Raw genomic sequence first — 17,209 nt, forward strand, 5'->3', positions numbered from 1 at the left:
TATATATTATTTATTTTCTTGTAATTTTTTTATTGCTCGAATTTGGTCTGCAAAGAAACCACTTTTTTCGGGATTTTTCAAAATTAATATGTTATAAGCTTGAATTGCCTTTTTATAGTTTTTTTGAGCCAGGTATACCCGAGCTAATGTTTCGGTCATTAACTCATCTGCTGGGATCTGATTTTCTTTAGCAAGATTGCGAGCAGGAGTATTTTTGGATGCAGGTTTTATCTTAGGATTGTTCGCAATAAATTCGTCGATAAGCTCAAACTTATCTTTTTGTTGTAGCGAATTTGTTTGGTCTCTTTCTTCTTTCTTTTCTGTTTCGGAAACTGAAGTTTTTGGTTCTGGATTTAAGGGTTGTACCGAGCTTAATTTTAGCCATTCGGCAAAAGAATGCGTTTCTTTTTTATTAAAATCCAAAGGAGTGCCAATTCGCAATTCTTCTTCTGGGGTTTTAGGGTCTTCTGAAGGGTTTTTGGGTTGATTTGATGTGGATTCGGCAATTTCTACTTGTCGTAGTGTACTTTCTTCTTTTCTAGCCAAAAATAAAGAAGGGTCTAAAACATCTTCGGCTTCTTTCATTTTCATTCTTACTGCATCGTCCATGGCCATTCTAGGGAGTGTTTTTATTTCCTCTGGATCAATGACATGTATATCGGATTTCAGTTTCTTTTTCGTTTTTGAAGTAGTACTTTTTTTGTTAAAAATATCCGAAGTAATAAAGTCGAATAAAACACTACGGTCTGCGGTGTAGGCTGCAGTTGTTTTTAGTTCTTGATTGTATCGAAAACTGTCTTGATCTTTTAACCCTTTTAAGATCAAAGGTTTAATGGATTGAAAATAAGGAAATTCACGGGATATTTTTTCCAGAGAATTTGTCTGGTCCTTATTTAATCCTGTTGGATTTTGAAGTAAATATGTTAGCTCTTTTGTGTTCAATATACTTTTAATTTATTGTGCTTGCCCAGATTACCATCTAGCTAAAGTGGCATTAAATATATCCTGAGTAATTCGTTCAAAAATAACCTGTAATGCTTCGTCTCGTATAGCATTTTCTGATCGATCAGCTGGGTAATCAAAGAAAAAAGAAAACCGTTGCTCTAGATCCTGAGAAGAATCTTTAGCATCATAAAATCTCATGTTAACAGCTATGGTTAATCGGTTTTGAGCCGCAGTAATTTCTGAGGTAGCCGTATTGGGAGAAACATAGTCTTGTACTATTTCACCTTCATATACAATATCTCCACTAGATGTGGTTAAACTAAGATTGGTTTGGTTAAGTATTAAATCTTGTAATTGATTTGTAAACGTTTGATCTGCTCCAGGAAAAATTCTTGGGGATTGATTTTGAAAAAAGTTTACCTGAAATGTTTTAGTATCAGGAGAAATAGATATTCCGCTAAAAGAATATGCACCACATCCTTGAAGTAATACCAGTGTAATTAGTCCAATTATAATATGCTTTAATTTATTCATCAATTTTCTATATAATTTTTGATACGCTAACTAATAAAGTACTTTTTTTTCAAATTTCAAACCAGACTAAAGGTCGTATTGTTTGATTTTTCTATACAAGGTACGCTCACTAATTCCTAACTCTTCTGCTGCAGCTTTTCGTTTTCCTCTATGTCGCTCTAGCGATTTTTTGATTAATTCTAGTTCTTTATCCTGTAAGGACAATGTCTCTTCTTCTTCAATTTCTTCAGCAAAAAAATACTTATCATCCTCTTTTTTAGGTAGTGTACTTTGTGGTGATATTTGTAATACTTCGGTGGTTGAATTTACGGTTTCTTCAAACGGTATTTCCTCTTCTTCTTTATCTTCTTTATAGATCTTTCTAATCAATCCTTCATGATCTTTTTGTACTTGCTGTGAATTACCACTTTGCATAAGCTCCATGGTTAGTTTTTTAAGATCATTAAGGTCGCTTTTCATATCAAAAAGGACTTTGTATAAGATCTCTCTTTCATTCGCAAAATCACTTTCTTTTTTATCAGAAGAAATTACTGCAGGTAAGTTACTTCCAATATTGGGTAAATATCCGTGTAATGTAACAGCGGTAATGGTTCTGTTTTGTTCAAGGACTGAGATTTGCTCTGCTATGTTGCGTAATTGTCTGATATTACCACTCCAATGGTATTTTTCTAATAGCGATATGGCATCATCTGTTAGGCGAATAGTGGGCATTTTATATTTGGTAGCAAAATCAGATGCAAATTTTCTAAACAAGAGATGAATGTCATCTTTGCGGTCTCTTAGTGGAGGGAGAAGAATTTCTACAGTGCTTAAACGATAATATAGGTCTTCTCTAAATTTTTCTTTTTTGATAGCTTCAAACATATTTACATTGGTTGCAGCTACAATACGAACATCTGTTTTTTGAACTTTAGAAGAACCTACTTTAATAAATTCGCCATTTTCTAAGACTCTTAATAGACGCACTTGCGTGGTTAGGGGTAGTTCTCCTACTTCATCAAGAAATATGGTTCCGCCATCGGCAACTTCAAAATAACCGCTTCGGGTTTGTGTAGCTCCTGTAAAAGCTCCTTTCTCATGTCCAAAAAGCTCACTATCTATAGTTCCTTCGGGAATTGCGCCACAGTTTACGGCGATATATTTACCGTGTTTGCGATGAGATAATGAATGTATAATTTTTGGAATACTTTCTTTACCAACTCCACTTTCTCCGGTTACTAAAACCGAGATATCTGTAGGGGCTACCTGGATAGCTTTTTCTACCGCACGGTTTAGCTTAAGGTCGTTTCCTATAATTCCAAATCGTTGTTTTGTGGCTTGAACTGATTCCATTTATTTATGCGTATAGTTAGGTTTTTGTTTATAAATATGCAATAGAGTTAGTTATTATCAGAATATCCAACCACTTCGCCAAGCAAAGTTGCGCTGGTACATTCGTTGATACGAACCATCACGAAATCACCTATTTTATAGTCCCCTTTTGAGAATATAGCTACAATGTTCTTTGTGGTTCTTCCGCTCCAGTGTTGGTCTGATTTTTTTGATTCTTTTTCGATGAGCACTTCAAAAGTTTGCCCGATATAACTCTGGTGTCTATAGGCACAGTGCTTTCTTTGTAATGCTATAACTTCTGCCAGTCTTCTTTTTTTGACTTCCTCGGGAACATCATCTTCTAATTTTCGTTCTGCTAACGTGCCGGGTCTTTCAGAATATGCATACATATAGCCATGCTCATATTTTATATGTTCTAAAAGAGATAATGTGTCCTGATGGTCTTCCTCAGTTTCTGTAGGAAAACCAATAATCATGTCCTGGGTAATTGAACAGTCCGGAATTAACTTTTTAATATTATCCACCAAATCAATATATTCTTGGCGTGTATGCAAACGATTCATTTCCTTTAGAATTCTATCACTTCCACTTTGTATAGGTAGATGAATGTGCTTACAAATATTTTTATGTTTTGCCATAACTTCAATCACATCTAATGTCATATCTTGCGGATTAGATGTAGAAAAACGAATACGTAATTTTGGATGTCTTTCTGCAGTCATATCCAGCAGTTTTGCAAAATCTACTGCTGTGGCTTTTTGGAAATCAGAGGCCTTTTCAAAATCCTTCTTTAGACCACCTCCATACCACAAATAACTATCTACATTTTGGCCCAGTAATGTAATTTCTTTATAATTTTGATTTACCAGGTCATCAATTTCTTTTAATATACTTTGCGGATCCCGGCTACGTTCTCTACCTCTGGTAAAGGGTACTACGCAAAATGTGCACATATTATCGCAACCTCTCGTTATAGAAACAAAAGCAGATACACCATTGCTTTGCAAACGCACAGGGGAGATGTCGCCATACGTTTCTTCTTTAGACAGGATTACATTAACGGCATTATGACCTGCATCTACTTCTTCGATTAAATTAGGAAGGTCTTTATAGGCATCTGGCCCGACAACAAGATCAACAATCTTTTCTTCTTCAAGGAATTTACTTTTTAATCGCTCTGCCATACATCCTAGGACACCCACCTTCATTCCTGGATTGATTTTTTTAACAGCGTTATATTTTTCTAATCGCTTTCTAACCGTTTGTTCTGCTTTCTCTCTAATAGAACATGTGTTGACTAGTACTAAATCTGCGTCCTCGAGATTTTGGGTAGTATTAAAACCTTCTTTAGCTAAAATTGAAGCTACAATTTCACTATCACTAAAATTCATTTGGCAACCATAGCTCTCGATAAAAAGTTTTCGTTTATTTTCTTTCTTTTGATCAAGTGCAAGAGGTTGTCCTTGCATGTTCTCATCTATAATCTTCTCCATAAAAAAATAATTCCTTAATGATTGAGGGCAAATAATGTGCAAAGATACCTTTTAATACGATTTATGACAAAGTGGCAGGGTTTTATTTTCTGAAAAAATCTATATTTGACTTTTCCAACCCATAAAAACATATATACGATGTCAGATAACCTCTTTGAAAAGATTGAAAATAGTTCTCCTGTAGATTTTGGAGATATATTTAATAAAAGTATAGCCCTTTTTAAAAAAGTATGGGTTCAGGGGTTTGTGCACTTACTTATTTCTATGGTGATCATGATTCCGTTGTTTGTTGTGATGTATATTCCAATTTTTGCTATTGCAGGAATATCGGGGCTTGAAAATAGTTATGGAGGCGATTTTGAGGATTATAATAATCAGTATGAAGGTCTATCTGTTGGTTTAATGATATTGTTTATAGTATTGGTTATAATCATGTCGATGATTGCAACTGCATTTCAATTAGGGATCATGGCACATTTTTATAGAGTATGCAGACAGGTTGATTTAGGGTTTTCCGAAAGTTCTGGTTATTTTATGTTTTTTAAAGGGAAGTATCTAGGGAAACTATTTGCTATAGCTATATCATCATTTGGTATTGCATTGTTAGCTACATTATTGTGTTACTTTCCGATTCTATATGTAATGGTTCCTTTGCAATTATTGGGAGTCATATTTGCCTTTAATCCCGATCTTGGTACTTCTGACTTAATAAAAGCGAGTTTCAAACTAGGGAACAAAATATGGCTGATCGCTTTTGGGTTAATTTTTGTTTCTTCTATGCTAGCTCAGTTAGTTGGTATGATGTTGTGCTTTATTGGGGTGTTTTTTACCGCAGCTTTTGTTTATCTACCTATATATTATTTATATAAAGAATCAATAGGTTTTGATGATAATGAATTAGAAAAAGACACATTATTTATAAAATAATTTTTTTAAGCCTGCTATTCTGCAGGTTTTTTTTGAACTAATTTTTTGATAAAGAATCTCGATATCAAAAAATTGATATACTTTTGTGGTCAGAAATTATAGGACTATGGCTAAGAATTTAGTGATTGTAGAGTCACCTGCTAAGGCAAAAACGATAGAAAAATTTCTTGGAAAAGATTACACAGTTGCATCCAGTTTTGGGCACATTGCAGATTTACCTTCTAAAGAACTGGGGGTTGATGTTGATGGAGACTTTAAACCTAAATATATTGTCTCTAAAGATAAAAAGGATGTAGTAAAAAAACTGAAAGATCTTTCTAAGAAAGCAGAGATGGTATGGCTTGCTAGTGATGAGGATCGAGAAGGGGAGGCTATTGCCTGGCACCTTGCAGAGACTCTTAAATTAGATGAAAAAAGGACTCGTAGAATCGTTTTTCATGAGATCACTAAAAATGCAATTCTTAAAGCTATAGAGAATCCGCGCTCTATAGATTATAATCTTGTGAATGCTCAGCAGGCAAGACGTGTTTTAGATCGTTTGGTTGGGTATGAGTTGTCTCCTGTACTTTGGCGAAAAGTAAAAGGAGGATTATCTGCAGGAAGAGTTCAATCTGTTTCGGTACGATTAATAGTAGAGCGAGAACGTGATATTTTAGGGTTTGTGCCAGAAGGTTCTTATAGAATTGATGCAGAGTTTTCAAATGAAGCAGGAAAATCATTTAAAGCAAAACTTCCAAAAAATTTCAAAACAAAAAAAGAAGCAGAGGCTTTTTTAAATACTAATGTAGGGGCCTCTTTTAAAGTGGCAGATCTTTCTACAAAACCAGCTAAAAAATCACCAGCTCCGCCATTTACAACATCGACATTACAACAAGAAGCTTCTAGGAAATTATATTTTTCTGTAAGTAAAACCATGACCATGGCGCAACGATTGTATGAAGCAGGATTGATTACTTACATGAGAACAGATAGTGTAAATTTATCTACCGAGGCTCAAAACAGTGCCAAGACAGAGATTGATTCGGCCTACGGGAATGAGTATAGCAACCCTAGACAATATAAAGGTAAATCAAAAGGAGCGCAAGAAGCTCACGAAGCCATACGTCCAACAGATTTTTCAAGACATACTGTAAATGTTGATTATGACCAACAACGGTTATATGAATTAATCTGGAAACGAGCTATTGCTTCTCAAATGAGTGACGCCAGGTTAGAAAGAACGAATGTAAAAATTGATGCGAATACACATAAAGAACAGTTCACTGCAAACGGAGAAGTAATAAAGTTTGAAGGGTTTCTAAAAGTGTATTTAGAGGGTAATGATGATGAAGATGAAGAACAAGAAGGAATTCTTCCGGCAATGAAGGTTCATGAAAGTTTGTTCAATAAATATATTTCGGCAACAGAGCGATTTACAAGACCGCCAAGTAGATATACTGAAGCGGCCTTGGTTAAAAAACTAGAAGAATTGGGGATAGGTAGACCATCTACTTATGCGCCTACTATATCGACAATCCAGAATAGAAATTATGTAGAGAAAGGAGCTAAAGAAGGTGAGATGCGTAAATACGTGCAGATGATCCTTTCTGGAGATGCAGTAAATGAAAAAACATTATCAGAAAAAGTTGGAAGTGATAAAGGAAAACTGATTCCTACCGATGTTGGAATGGTAGTTAATGATTTTCTTGTAAATCACTTTTCTTCAATTTTAGATTATAATTTTACGGCTAAGGTAGAGCAAGATTTTGATGAGATAGCCGAAGGCCAAGAAGATTGGACACATGTAATGAAAGAGTTCTATGATGAATTTCATCCTAGAGTAGAAGATGTATCGCAGAATGCAGAACGAGAAGTGGGTGAGCGTATTCTTGGGGAAGATCCAGTATCGGGAAAACCAGTGAGTGTTCGTTTAGGTAAATTTGGACCCATGGTACAGATAGGTACTGCCGATGACGAGGATAAACCAAAGTTCGCTAGTTTACCACCCGGACAAACATTAAGTGGGATTACTTTTGAAGAAGCAATGGATTTATTTCAATTGCCAAAAGAATTAGGAGCATATAAAGGAGAAACTATTGTCGTTAATAATGGTCGTTTTGGACCCTATGTTAAGTTTGGTGATAAGTTTGTTTCTTTAGAGAAAGGTGAAGACCCGCTCAATACCTCTTTAGATAGAGCGATTGAGCTAATAGATGCAAAAGAAAAAGCAGATGCTCCTATATATATGTATGAAAATCTTCCTGTTCAAAAAGGTAAAGGGCGATTTGGGCCTTTTATTAAATGGAATAACATGTTCATTAATGTAAACAAGAAGTATGACTTTGATAACTTGTCAGATGATGATATTGTTACTTTAATAGAAGAAAAGAAACAGAAAGAGATTGATAAGGTTATTCATAATTGGGAAGAAGAAGGTATTCGTGTAGAAAAAGCTAGATGGGGGAGAAGTAATATCATAAAAGGTAAGGTTAAAATAGAATTGCCTAAAACAGTTGATGCTACTAAGCTAACACTCGAAAAAGTAAAAGACCTTATCGAAAAGAATGCTCCTAAGAAAAAGGCAACAAAAAAGAAAACCACTGCTAAAAAGAAACCTACTACTAAAAAGAAATAATACATGTCTTTCGAATTTCTTGCACCGGTAAGTGATTTAGTAGCAGCGCATACCAAGTTACTTTCTGATCACTCGCTAGGAAAACAAATCAAAATCCACACAGCAGAGAATGGGGTTCCTGACTTAGAAAAAGTAGATATTGCTATTCTGGGTATTCAGGAAAATAGGAATGATGTTAATTTTCTAGGTGAGAAATTGAATTTTGACACCGTACGAAAATCTCTCTATGAACTTTATCCGGGAAATTGGGGGAGTACTATAATTGATTTGGGAGATGTTACTCCAGGTAATGAAGTTAGTGATACCTATTATTTGGTTCAAGAAGTTTTGTCTACTTTATTACAAGGAAATATTATTCCGATAATTATAGGGGGTAGTCAGGATTTGGTATATGCACAATATAGGTCTTTCGATATATTAGAACAAATGGTGAATCTGGCTAATGTTGATCATAGATTTGATTTAGGGAATTCTTCAGAACCGATAACCAATACTTCGTTTGTGGGTAAAATTATTGTAGAGCAACCTTATAATTTGTTTAATTATAGTAATATAGGGTATCAGACTTATTTTAACCCGCAAGAAGAAATAGATCTTATCGAGAAATTATATTTTGATGCCTATCGTCTAGGGGAGGTGATTTCAGATGTGACTATTGTAGAGCCCATTATGCGAGATGCAGATATTGTGTCGATAGATCTGGGAGTTATGGATTATACCAGTATGAATGGATTGGTGTCTTCTCCCAATGGTTTTGATGGAAGAGAAATATGCGCCATATCGCGTTATGCAGGAATAAGTGATAAGGTAAAGAGTTTTGGGATTTATGAGTTTAAAAATTTCAAAAATGAAGAAGCCTTGTCCATGTTGATTGCTCAAATCATTTGGTATTTTATAGAAGGAGTAAATTATAGGTCTAATGAACTTAATATAAAAAATTTAAAAAGTACATTACATTATAATGTTCCTGTAGAAGATGAAATATTGTCCTTTTATAAGAGTGCCAAAACAGGAAGATGGTGGATAGAAATACCATTTATTTCATCTGGCAATAATAAATTGCAAAGACATACGTTATTACCTTGCACATACAACGATTATGAGCGTGCTTGTAATCAAGAAATACCTGAAAGATGGTATAAGGCAAAACGAAAAAACGAAGTTTAACATTTTTATTAGGTAGATTTAAGGTTTTTTTTAGAAAAAAATTGTTTTTCTGGAAATAAATAAATAGGTTTACGTCCTTAAATCTAGAAGATCTTAACCTAAAACACGTTATGAAGAAATTTGTATCACTCTTTGCTATTTTAGCAATGCTCTACAGTTGTGGAGGCGGAAGCCGCGGAGAATTGACCGGAGCACAAGGAAAAAAATGGCACCCACAAAAGCCATATGGAATGGCCCTCATCCCCGGAGGATCGTTCATTATGGGTAAGTCGGATGATGACAAAGCAGCGTTAGCAAACGCACCTACCAAGATGGTTACCGTTCGTTCATTTTATATGGATGAAACCGAAATCACCAATAGTGAGTATAGACAATTTGTTAATTGGGTTCGTGATTCTGTAATCCGAATGAGACTTGCTATTATGGCTGATGAGTTAGGTAAGGCCCCTGGTGATGATGGTATCGGCGAATATGCATTCTTAGATGCAGATACCGAAGACATGTCAGTTTACGAAAAATATATGTACGACAACTATAGTGGTACAGGAGAAACCGGTTACGAAGGTAGAGCTCTTAATAAGGATATGGATATCGAGTGGGATATCGAGGATTATCCTGATGAGTTTTATGCTGAAGTTATGGATACCATGTATATTCCATTAGAAGAATCCTATAATGGAAGACGTACTTTAGATGTTAGTAAGTTCGAGTTTAGATTTACTTGGATGGATATTCAAGCTGCAGCTAGAGCAAGAAAAGGTGGAAGAAAAGATTTTGTAAAAGAAGAAGTGATTAAAGTATATCCTGATACTACGGTTTGGATTAAAGATTTTAATTATTCATATAATGAGCCTATGCACAATGACTATTTTTGGCATAGCGCATACGACGATTATCCTGTAGTTGGAGTTTCTTGGGAACAAGCTAAAGCTTTCTGCAGATGGAGAACCATAGAAAAAAACACATTCCAAAAGAAAAAAGGTAAAGAATTCGTGAACTATTTTAGACTACCTACAGAAGCAGAATGGGAGTATGCTGCTAGAGGAGGTCTAGAATCAGCGACTTACCCATGGGGTGGTCCTTATGCACTAAACGACCGAGGTTGTTTCTTGGCAAACTTCAAACCTCTTAGAGGAAACTATGCAGCAGATAACTTTTTATATACTGTAGAAGCCAAAACATTTGAGCCAAATGATTATAACTTATATAATATGGCAGGTAATGTTTCAGAGTGGGTACAGTCATCATATGATCCCTCAGCATATGAATACGTTTCATCAATGAACCCAAATGTTAATGATGATGATAATAAGCGTAAAGTTGTGCGTGGTGGATCCTGGAAAGATGTTGCTTATTTCCTACAAGTAAGTACCAGAGATTACGAATATGCAGATTCTGCTAGGAGTTATATTGGATTTAGAACCGTTCAGGACTATATGGGTACTGACGTGACTGGTGAAGATAATACTCAGAATCAAAAATAAGTCCCAAAATTCTATCAACTTAATTACTAACCCTTTTTTTTAAAATTTAGATTTAAAAAACAAAACAAAACAAATTTATTATGGCAAATTCAAAAGCAAGCAAAAAATTAATGAACATGGTATACGGTCTAGGAGCGGCCGTTGTAATATTAGGTGCACTTTTTAAAATTATGCACTGGCCATTTGGTAATCAAATGCTTATTATTGGTCTAATTACAGAAGCTTTCGTATTTACAGTTTCTGCATTCGAACCAGTAGATGATGAAGTAGATTGGTCTTTAGTTTACCCAGAATTAGCAGGAGGAAATAAAAAAGATAAAAAAGATAGAGAAGCTACTCCAGAAGGATTATTGTCTAAAAAATTAGATGAAATGTTAAAAGAAGCTAGAGTAGATTCATCACTTATGAGTAGTCTTGGAGAGAGTATTCGTAATTTTGAAGGAGCTGCAAAAGGTATTTCGCCAACTATTGATTCTATTCAAGGTCAAAAGAAATATAGTGAAGAGATGTCAAAAGCTGCTGCTCAATTAGAATCTTTGAATAGTCTTTATAAGGTACAGCTAGAATCTTCTGCATCTCAAGTAGAAGCTAATCAGGCTATAGCGAACAATGCTCAACAGCTTAAACAGCAGATGGAAAGCCTTACAAGTAACCTTTCTTCTCTTAATGGAGTATATGGTGGTATGTTAACAGCAATGAATAGAAGCTAGTTAACTCTTAAGTAAATATTTTATAATAACTACCAAAATCTAAGAAGAATATGGCAGGAGGAAAATTATCCCCAAGGCAGAAGATGATTAACCTGATGTACCTGGTTTTCATCGCGATGATGGCATTAAATATGTCAAAAGAGGTATTATCAGCATTCGGTTTAATGAACGAAAAGCTGGCAGAATCAAATGTAATCTCTACAGAACGTAATAATTCATTTATGACTGGTCTTGCAGAAAAAGTTGCAGAACAGCCAGAAAAATATACACCATTAAAAGAAAAGGCAGATCAAATCAGTGTTTTGTCTAACGAGTTTAACGCTTATCTTGATAAGGTCAAATCTGAAATTATTGCAGATTTAAGTGATCCTACTGATTATGAGGCTATGGATAAGTCTACAACTTTGGATCAAAAGTTTTTTGCAGGAGGTAAAGTTACCCCTGGAGCTCAGGAATTTCTTGACAATGTTTCAAAATATAGAGATGGTGTATCCGCAGCAATTAAAGAAGTAAAAGAAGTTGATGCATCAGTTGCTAATGATGTTATAAAAACTTTCTCTACTGATGATGTAAAGGATAGATCAGGAGTAAATAAAAAATGGTTAAACTACAACTTTGAAGGTTTTCCATTAGTTGCAACGTTAACTAAGCTTACTCAAATGCAAGCTGATGTTAAAACTACAGAGAGTAAAGTGCTTTCTGCTTTATTAGCAGGACAACAAGCATCTGAACTTTCATTTAGTAACTATGAGGCAATTGTAGTAGCCGATAAAACAGCTTTCTTTAGTGGAGAGAAGTTTAAAGGTAGAATTGTTCTTGGACGATTTGACGCTACACTTAAGCCAACTAAAGTTATGGTTAACGGTAAAGAGCAGACAGAAGTACAAAACGGACAAATTATGCTTGATTTCCCTGCAGGTAATGTTGGTGAAAGAGATGTTGCCGGTGAACTTGAATTTAAAGAAGGTGATTCTATTGTAAAAATTCCAATCAAAAGTTCTTATACCGTAATTCCTAGACCAAATTCTGCTGTAATATCTGCAGATAAAATGAATGTGGTTTATCGTGGTGTTAATAACCCAATGACAATTTCTATTCCAGGTGTACCTAATGTAAATGCTAAAGCTCCTGGTTTAAGAAAAGTTGGAGGTGCTGGTAAATACATGATGAATGTTACTACCGTTAAATCACGTGAAGTAGCAATCAAAGTAAGTGGTAAGCTTGCAAATGGTACTGTAGTAAGTGACAGTAAGAAATTTAGAATCAAAGATATTCCAAGACCAGTAGGAACTGTACGTGGTGAGGATGGATCTATCAAAATGGCTAGAAATGCATTAGAGATTTCATCTATTGGAGCTATTTTACCTGACTTTGATTTTGATATTAAACTAAAGGTAACTGGATTTAAATTTAAAGTTGAAGGACAACCAACAGTTAGTGTTCGTAGAGGTAGATTAGATTCTAAAGCGAAATCTGCTTTACGTAAGGCTAAACGAGGTTCGTCTGTACAGATTATTGATATAAAAGCACAGTTAACTACTAATGCTGGATATAAGTTGAAGAAAATATCTCCAGTTATTGTTGAGTTAACAAATTAAAAATAAATTAATTAGTTATGAATTTGAGAAATTTTATATTAACCGTTTTAGGTCTATTCGTTTCGATTATTTCATATGGTCAGACCAACGTTTTAAATGCTGATACGCCAGATGATATAGGTAAGAAGACGGCAGAGCAGATCCTATATGATAATGACCATCCTTTAGAATATGGTTATGTTGATAAGCGTGATGTATTATGGGCAAAGACTACATGGGAGACTATTGATCTTGATGAGCGTATAAATTTCCCGCTGTATTACCCTATTGATACTAATAATATTGGCGTAAATCGTCGATCACTATATGATGTGTTGGTGGCAAATATCAAAAGCGGAAAGATTAAGAATATTTATTCAGATTCATATTTTACAGAAACTCGTACATTTCAAGACCTAGAGTCTACAATGTCTAAAATTGACACTACAGATTTAGGATATGAGCAGTATAACGCAGGAGAGACTGTAGATCCTCAGTATATTAACAGAAGAGATATTTCTTCTGCTGATATTGCAGAATATAAAATAAGAGGATATTGGTATTTTGATAAGCGTCAAGGAGAATTAAGATACAGAATGCTTGGATTGGCTCCTGTAGCTCCGGATGTTAACTTTATTGATGACGATGAGCCGGATATGGTTGCTTTATTCTGGGTATGGTATCCAGATGTAAGAGAGATTCTTCATAATTCATCGGCTTTTAATAGAAGAAATACTTCAATGCCTTTTACTTTGGATCATATACTTAATGCAAGACGCTTTAATTCTGTGATTTATAAAGAAGATAATGAACAAGGTGACCGTTCGATTAATGATTATATCGTAGACAACGCTTTGATGCAGCTTCTGGAGAGTGAAAGAATTAAAGAAAGTATCCGAAATTTTGAGATGGATATGTGGAGTTACTAAACTCTGTAGATAAATAATTATATACAAACGCCCGGCAATTCGCCGGGCGTTTTGCTATTTTTGGACCATGCTAGATTATATTATTGTTGGGTTTGGATTATCGGGATTGTCGTTTGTTGAACATCTAGATAATAACAGTAACTCTTATATTGTATTTGAGAATTATTCCCATAAATCCTCCAGGGTGGCCGGAGGACTTTATAACCCAGTTGTATTAAAACGTTTTACGGCTGCATGGCAATCTTTAGAACAACTACATAAAGCAGTGCCTTTTTATAAGTCTATAGAAGCTAAGCTTCAGGAACAGCTGGTTTTTGAGCTTCCTATATATAGGAGATTTAATTCTATAGAAGAACAAAATACTTGGTTTGAAGCTTGTGATAAACCTATTTTAGATCAGTTTCTTTCTTCAGAACTCATAGAAAATAGAAACCCTGCTTTAGAAATTCCTTATCGATACGGAGCGGTAAAAAAGACAGGTAAGATTGCGATAGAAAAAATGTTGTCATCCTATTTACAATACATCGACAAAAAGAAAGGTCTGGTCAATGAATCTTTTGAGCATGATAAAATAAGTATAAAAAATACTCATATTGAGTATAAAGGGATAAAGGCTAAAAATATTGTCTTTGCTGAAGGGTTCGGGCTTAAAGACAATCCGTTTTTCAATTATTTGCCACTAGTGGGGAATAAGGGCGAATATATTATTATTAAATCTATTGATTTAAAGTTAAAAGAAGCGGTAAAATCTTCCATATTTATTATTCCGTTAGGGAATGACCTGTATAAGGTTGGTGCAACCTATAATAACCAAGATAAATCTTCACAAACAACCAGTGCTGCAAAAGTAGAGTTAAAAGAAAAATTAGAACGTTTTTTAAAGGTCGAATATGAAATTATAGATCAAGTTGCGGGAATTAGACCCACAGTAAGAGATCGAAGACCATTGGTAGGGACACATCCTAGTTATCAAAATGTTCATATTCTTAATGGATTGGGTAGCCGCGGAATATTAATCGGTCCGTCGGTTAGTGAAAATTTATATTATCACATCCAAAATGATACTCCTTTGGATGAGGAAATTGATATTAAGCGGTTTGAAAAATTAAGATAAACTTCTCTTTTTATCGTAATGCAAAAAGAAATTGATCCAGATATTTCTGGATAACCTTAAAATAACAGGTAAAAAAAGAATCATTGTTCCTGCGATGACTAGAAAAGTTACTACTAAGTTTAAGTTAAGCAGCAAATAACTAATCACAAAAGCAGCAACGGCAAATGCAATCCCTACTGGATAGCTCACATACATAGCACCATAAAAAAAAGAAGGTTCCATTTTATATTTGGTGCTGCAATGGCTACAACGTTCCTGCATTTTTAAGGTCTGACTTAATTTATAGGGATTAGATTCTTCATACATACTTTCTTGTTGGCATACAGGGCAACTTCCTGTAAAAATGCTATAAATTTTAGTTCCTTTTAAGAAGTTCATAAGTGGCTTTTTTGCTAGCACAAAATTAATCATCTTTGCACAAAATATTCTAAAGCAGATGTTAAACATACATAACTTGTCGATTTCGTTTGGAGGGGAGTATCTTTTTGAAGAGATAACCTTTATGTTAACTCCAGGAGATCGCGTAGGATTGGTAGGAAAGAATGGAGCAGGGAAATCTACGATGCTTAAAATTTTGTCAAAAGAGCAAGAGCCAGATTCTGGGCAAATTGCCATGGATAAAGAAGTAAAGATCGGTTTTCTAAAACAGGATATCGATTTTATACAAGGCCGTACAGTACTTGAAGAAGCTTACGAGGCTTTTATAGAAATTAAAGATACCGAGCGCAAAATAGACGCCATCAATGCTCAATTAGCAGAACGTACAGATTATGAAAGTGATGGATATAATCAACTTATTACCGATTTAAGTGATCTTACGCATCATTATGAGATTCTAGGAGGGTACAACTATCAAGGTGAAGCAGAAAGAGTCTTACAAGGACTTGGATTCGAAAGAGAAGTGTTTAATAATCTAACCGATACATTTTCGGGAGGTTGGCGTATGCGAATTGAACTGGCTAAATTATTATTGCAAAATAATGATATCCTATTACTAGATGAGCCAACAAACCACCTTGATATAGAATCTATTATTTGGTTAGAAAACTTCCTGAAAAATTATGCAGGTATTGTGGTTATTGTGTCTCATGATAAGATGTTTTTGGATAATGTTACCAATAGAACTATAGAAATTTCTCTGGGGCGTATCTATGATTATAATAAACCATATTCTAAATATTTGGTGCTTCGCAAAGAGTTACGAGAGCAGCAACTGGCCACACAAAAAAACCAATCTAAACAAATCGAACAAACCGAAAAGCTTATTGAAAAATTTAGAGCTAAAGCCTCTAAGGCTTCTATGGCGCAATCTTTAATCAAGAAGTTAGATAAGGTCGAGAGAATAGAAGTAGATGAGGATGATAATGCTGTAATGAATATTAATTTCCCGATAAGCGTACAGCCAGGAAAGGTGGTTGTCGAAGCAAAAAATACGGGTAAAAGCTATGGGGATAAAGAAATTTTAAGTGGGATTAATTTATTAGTTGAACGAGGCTCAAAAATTGCATTTGTAGGTCAGAATGGTCAAGGTAAGTCTACTTTAGCAAAAATGATAAATAATGAAGTGCCTTATACAGGCGAGCTTAAGTTAGGTCATAATGTACAGATCGGTTATTTTGCGCAGAACCAGTCAGAATATTTGGATGGTGAATTAACTGTTCATGATACGATGATCAATGCGGCAAATGAAAAAACCCGAAGTAGAGTTCGCGACATGTTAGGGTCGTTCTTATTTAGAGGAGACGAAGTTGATAAAAAAGTAAAAGTACTTTCTGGAGGAGAACGAAATCGATTAGCACTCTGTAAGCTACTCTTACAGCCATTTAATGTATTAATAATGGATGAGCCAACAAATCATTTGGATATTAAATCAAAGAATGTGCTTAAAGGGGCTTTAGGGAATTTTGAAGGAACCCTAATTTTAGTATCTCATGATAGGGATTTTTTACAAGGCTTGACCAATACAGTGTATGAGTTTAAAAATAAAAAAATTAAAGAATATCTGGGAGATATAAATTTCTATCTAGAAGAAAGAAGAGTTAGTGATCTTCGGGAAATCGAAAAGAAAGATAAGCAAACCAAGTCATCGGTTTTAGAAACTAAAGAGACGGCAAAGCAATCGTATGAAGATCAGAAGAAGCTTAAATCGTTAAATAATAGATTAAGTAACATAGAATCTAAAATCAATAAACTCGAAAGAGAAATTAAAGAAATAGATACAGAATTGGTTATTGATTATGATAAAACAATAGCACAACCTGATTTTTTTGATAAATACCAGGCAAAAAAGGACGAATTAGAAACGTTAATGGGTAATTGGGAAAAAATTCAGGAAGAAATTGATTCGATAACAAATGGGTAGCAAAAAGGAGGTTTTTTGAAA

At 34.6% G+C, this 17,209-nt stretch carries 14 protein-coding genes; 9 read left to right on the forward strand and 5 right to left on the reverse strand.

From position 1 onward, the window contains the following. Positions 1–6: 6 nt before the first annotated feature. From ABW637_RS06645 to miaB, 4 genes are all read right to left on the reverse strand, one after another. On the reverse strand, positions 7–942 hold the full coding sequence (locus tag ABW637_RS06645) for a DUF8458 domain-containing protein (RefSeq protein ID WP_367583861.1): 936 nt from the start codon (positions 940–942) through the stop codon (positions 7–9). 30 nt (positions 943–972) lie between these two features. Continuing rightward, on the reverse strand, positions 973–1,479 hold the full coding sequence (locus tag ABW637_RS06650) for an LptE family protein (protein WP_367583862.1): 507 nt from the start codon (positions 1,477–1,479) through the stop codon (positions 973–975). Between the two features lie 66 nt (positions 1,480–1,545). Next, complete coding sequence (locus tag ABW637_RS06655) at positions 1,546–2,811, reverse strand: sigma-54 interaction domain-containing protein (RefSeq protein WP_367583863.1); 1,266 nt, start codon at positions 2,809–2,811, stop codon at positions 1,546–1,548. A 47-nt stretch (positions 2,812–2,858) separates the two neighbouring features. After that, on the reverse strand, positions 2,859–4,304 hold the full coding sequence (miaB, locus tag ABW637_RS06660) for a tRNA (N6-isopentenyl adenosine(37)-C2)-methylthiotransferase MiaB (RefSeq protein ID WP_367583864.1): 1,446 nt from the start codon (positions 4,302–4,304) through the stop codon (positions 2,859–2,861). Between the two features lie 138 nt (positions 4,305–4,442). On the opposite strand from miaB, the gene ABW637_RS06665 reads away from it, so the two are divergent. The 8 genes from ABW637_RS06665 to ABW637_RS06700 all read left to right on the forward strand — a co-directional run bounded on the left by ABW637_RS06665 (position 4,443) and on the right by ABW637_RS06700 (position 14,826). Next, complete coding sequence (locus tag ABW637_RS06665) at positions 4,443–5,231, forward strand: hypothetical protein (protein WP_367583865.1); 789 nt, start codon at positions 4,443–4,445, stop codon at positions 5,229–5,231. 106 nt (positions 5,232–5,337) lie between these two features. Continuing rightward, the gene (gene topA, locus ABW637_RS06670) at positions 5,338–7,845 is read left to right on the forward strand and encodes a type I DNA topoisomerase (protein ID WP_367583866.1); all 2,508 of its coding nucleotides are present in this window, start codon (positions 5,338–5,340) and stop codon (positions 7,843–7,845) included. A 3-nt stretch (positions 7,846–7,848) separates the two neighbouring features. Next, positions 7,849–9,012 carry a formimidoylglutamase gene (locus tag ABW637_RS06675; protein ID WP_367583867.1) on the forward strand — a complete coding sequence of 388 codons (1,164 nt, stop codon included), beginning with the start codon at positions 7,849–7,851 and terminating at the stop codon, positions 9,010–9,012. Between the two features lie 110 nt (positions 9,013–9,122). Beyond that, on the forward strand, positions 9,123–10,496 hold the full coding sequence (porK, locus tag ABW637_RS06680; protein ID WP_367583868.1) for a T9SS ring complex lipoprotein PorK/GldK: 1,374 nt from the start codon (positions 9,123–9,125) through the stop codon (positions 10,494–10,496). A gap of 80 nt (positions 10,497–10,576) precedes the next feature. Next, positions 10,577–11,206, forward strand: a complete 630-nt coding sequence (gene porL, locus ABW637_RS06685; RefSeq protein WP_367583869.1) for a type IX secretion system motor protein PorL/GldL — start codon at positions 10,577–10,579, stop codon at positions 11,204–11,206. Between the two features lie 50 nt (positions 11,207–11,256). After that, the gene (gene porM, locus ABW637_RS06690; protein WP_367583870.1) at positions 11,257–12,804 is read left to right on the forward strand and encodes a type IX secretion system motor protein PorM/GldM; all 1,548 of its coding nucleotides are present in this window, start codon (positions 11,257–11,259) and stop codon (positions 12,802–12,804) included. 17 nt (positions 12,805–12,821) lie between these two features. Continuing rightward, positions 12,822–13,712 carry a type IX secretion system ring subunit PorN/GldN gene (porN, locus tag ABW637_RS06695; protein WP_367583871.1) on the forward strand — a complete coding sequence of 297 codons (891 nt, stop codon included), beginning with the start codon at positions 12,822–12,824 and terminating at the stop codon, positions 13,710–13,712. Between the two features lie 67 nt (positions 13,713–13,779). Next, a complete protein-coding gene (locus tag ABW637_RS06700; RefSeq protein WP_367583872.1) occupies positions 13,780–14,826 on the forward strand; it encodes an NAD(P)/FAD-dependent oxidoreductase in 1,047 nt (348 codons plus the stop codon). Here the strand turns inward: ABW637_RS06700 and ABW637_RS06705 are convergent. Beyond that, positions 14,818–15,204: a DUF983 domain-containing protein gene (locus tag ABW637_RS06705; RefSeq protein WP_367583873.1), complete on the reverse strand. Its 387-nt coding sequence runs from the start codon at positions 15,202–15,204 to the stop codon at positions 14,818–14,820. The two genes, ABW637_RS06700 and ABW637_RS06705, sit on opposite strands and share 9 nt — an antisense overlap. A 58-nt stretch (positions 15,205–15,262) precedes the next feature. Here ABW637_RS06705 and ABW637_RS06710 point away from each other — a divergent pair, with 58 nt between their 5' ends. Further along, complete coding sequence (locus tag ABW637_RS06710) at positions 15,263–17,188, forward strand: ABC-F family ATP-binding cassette domain-containing protein (RefSeq protein ID WP_367583874.1); 1,926 nt, start codon at positions 15,263–15,265, stop codon at positions 17,186–17,188. Positions 17,189–17,209: the final 21 nt, after the last annotated feature.

This window comes from Aquimarina penaris, assembly GCF_040786285.1.
Classification (GTDB): Bacteria; Bacteroidota; Bacteroidia; order Flavobacteriales; family Flavobacteriaceae; genus Aquimarina.

Coding starts and splice junctions, on each gene's coding strand:
- ABW637_RS06650 (WP_367583862.1), bottom strand. CDS start 1,479: ATGAATAAATTAAAGCATATTATAATTGGACTAATTACACTGGTATTA.
- ABW637_RS06655 (WP_367583863.1), bottom strand. CDS start 2,811: ATGGAATCAGTTCAAGCCACAAAACAACGATTTGGAATTATAGGAAAC.
- miaB (WP_367583864.1), bottom strand. CDS start 4,304: ATGGAGAAGATTATAGATGAGAACATGCAAGGACAACCTCTTGCACTT.
- ABW637_RS06665 (WP_367583865.1), top strand. CDS start 4,443: ATGTCAGATAACCTCTTTGAAAAGATTGAAAATAGTTCTCCTGTAGAT.
- topA (WP_367583866.1), top strand. CDS start 5,338: ATGGCTAAGAATTTAGTGATTGTAGAGTCACCTGCTAAGGCAAAAACG.
- ABW637_RS06675 (WP_367583867.1), top strand. CDS start 7,849: ATGTCTTTCGAATTTCTTGCACCGGTAAGTGATTTAGTAGCAGCGCAT.
- porK (WP_367583868.1), top strand. CDS start 9,123: ATGAAGAAATTTGTATCACTCTTTGCTATTTTAGCAATGCTCTACAGT.
- porL (WP_367583869.1), top strand. CDS start 10,577: ATGGCAAATTCAAAAGCAAGCAAAAAATTAATGAACATGGTATACGGT.
- porM (WP_367583870.1), top strand. CDS start 11,257: ATGGCAGGAGGAAAATTATCCCCAAGGCAGAAGATGATTAACCTGATG.
- porN (WP_367583871.1), top strand. CDS start 12,822: ATGAATTTGAGAAATTTTATATTAACCGTTTTAGGTCTATTCGTTTCG.
- ABW637_RS06700 (WP_367583872.1), top strand. CDS start 13,780: ATGCTAGATTATATTATTGTTGGGTTTGGATTATCGGGATTGTCGTTT.
- ABW637_RS06705 (WP_367583873.1), bottom strand. CDS start 15,204: ATGAACTTCTTAAAAGGAACTAAAATTTATAGCATTTTTACAGGAAGT.
- ABW637_RS06710 (WP_367583874.1), top strand. CDS start 15,263: ATGTTAAACATACATAACTTGTCGATTTCGTTTGGAGGGGAGTATCTT.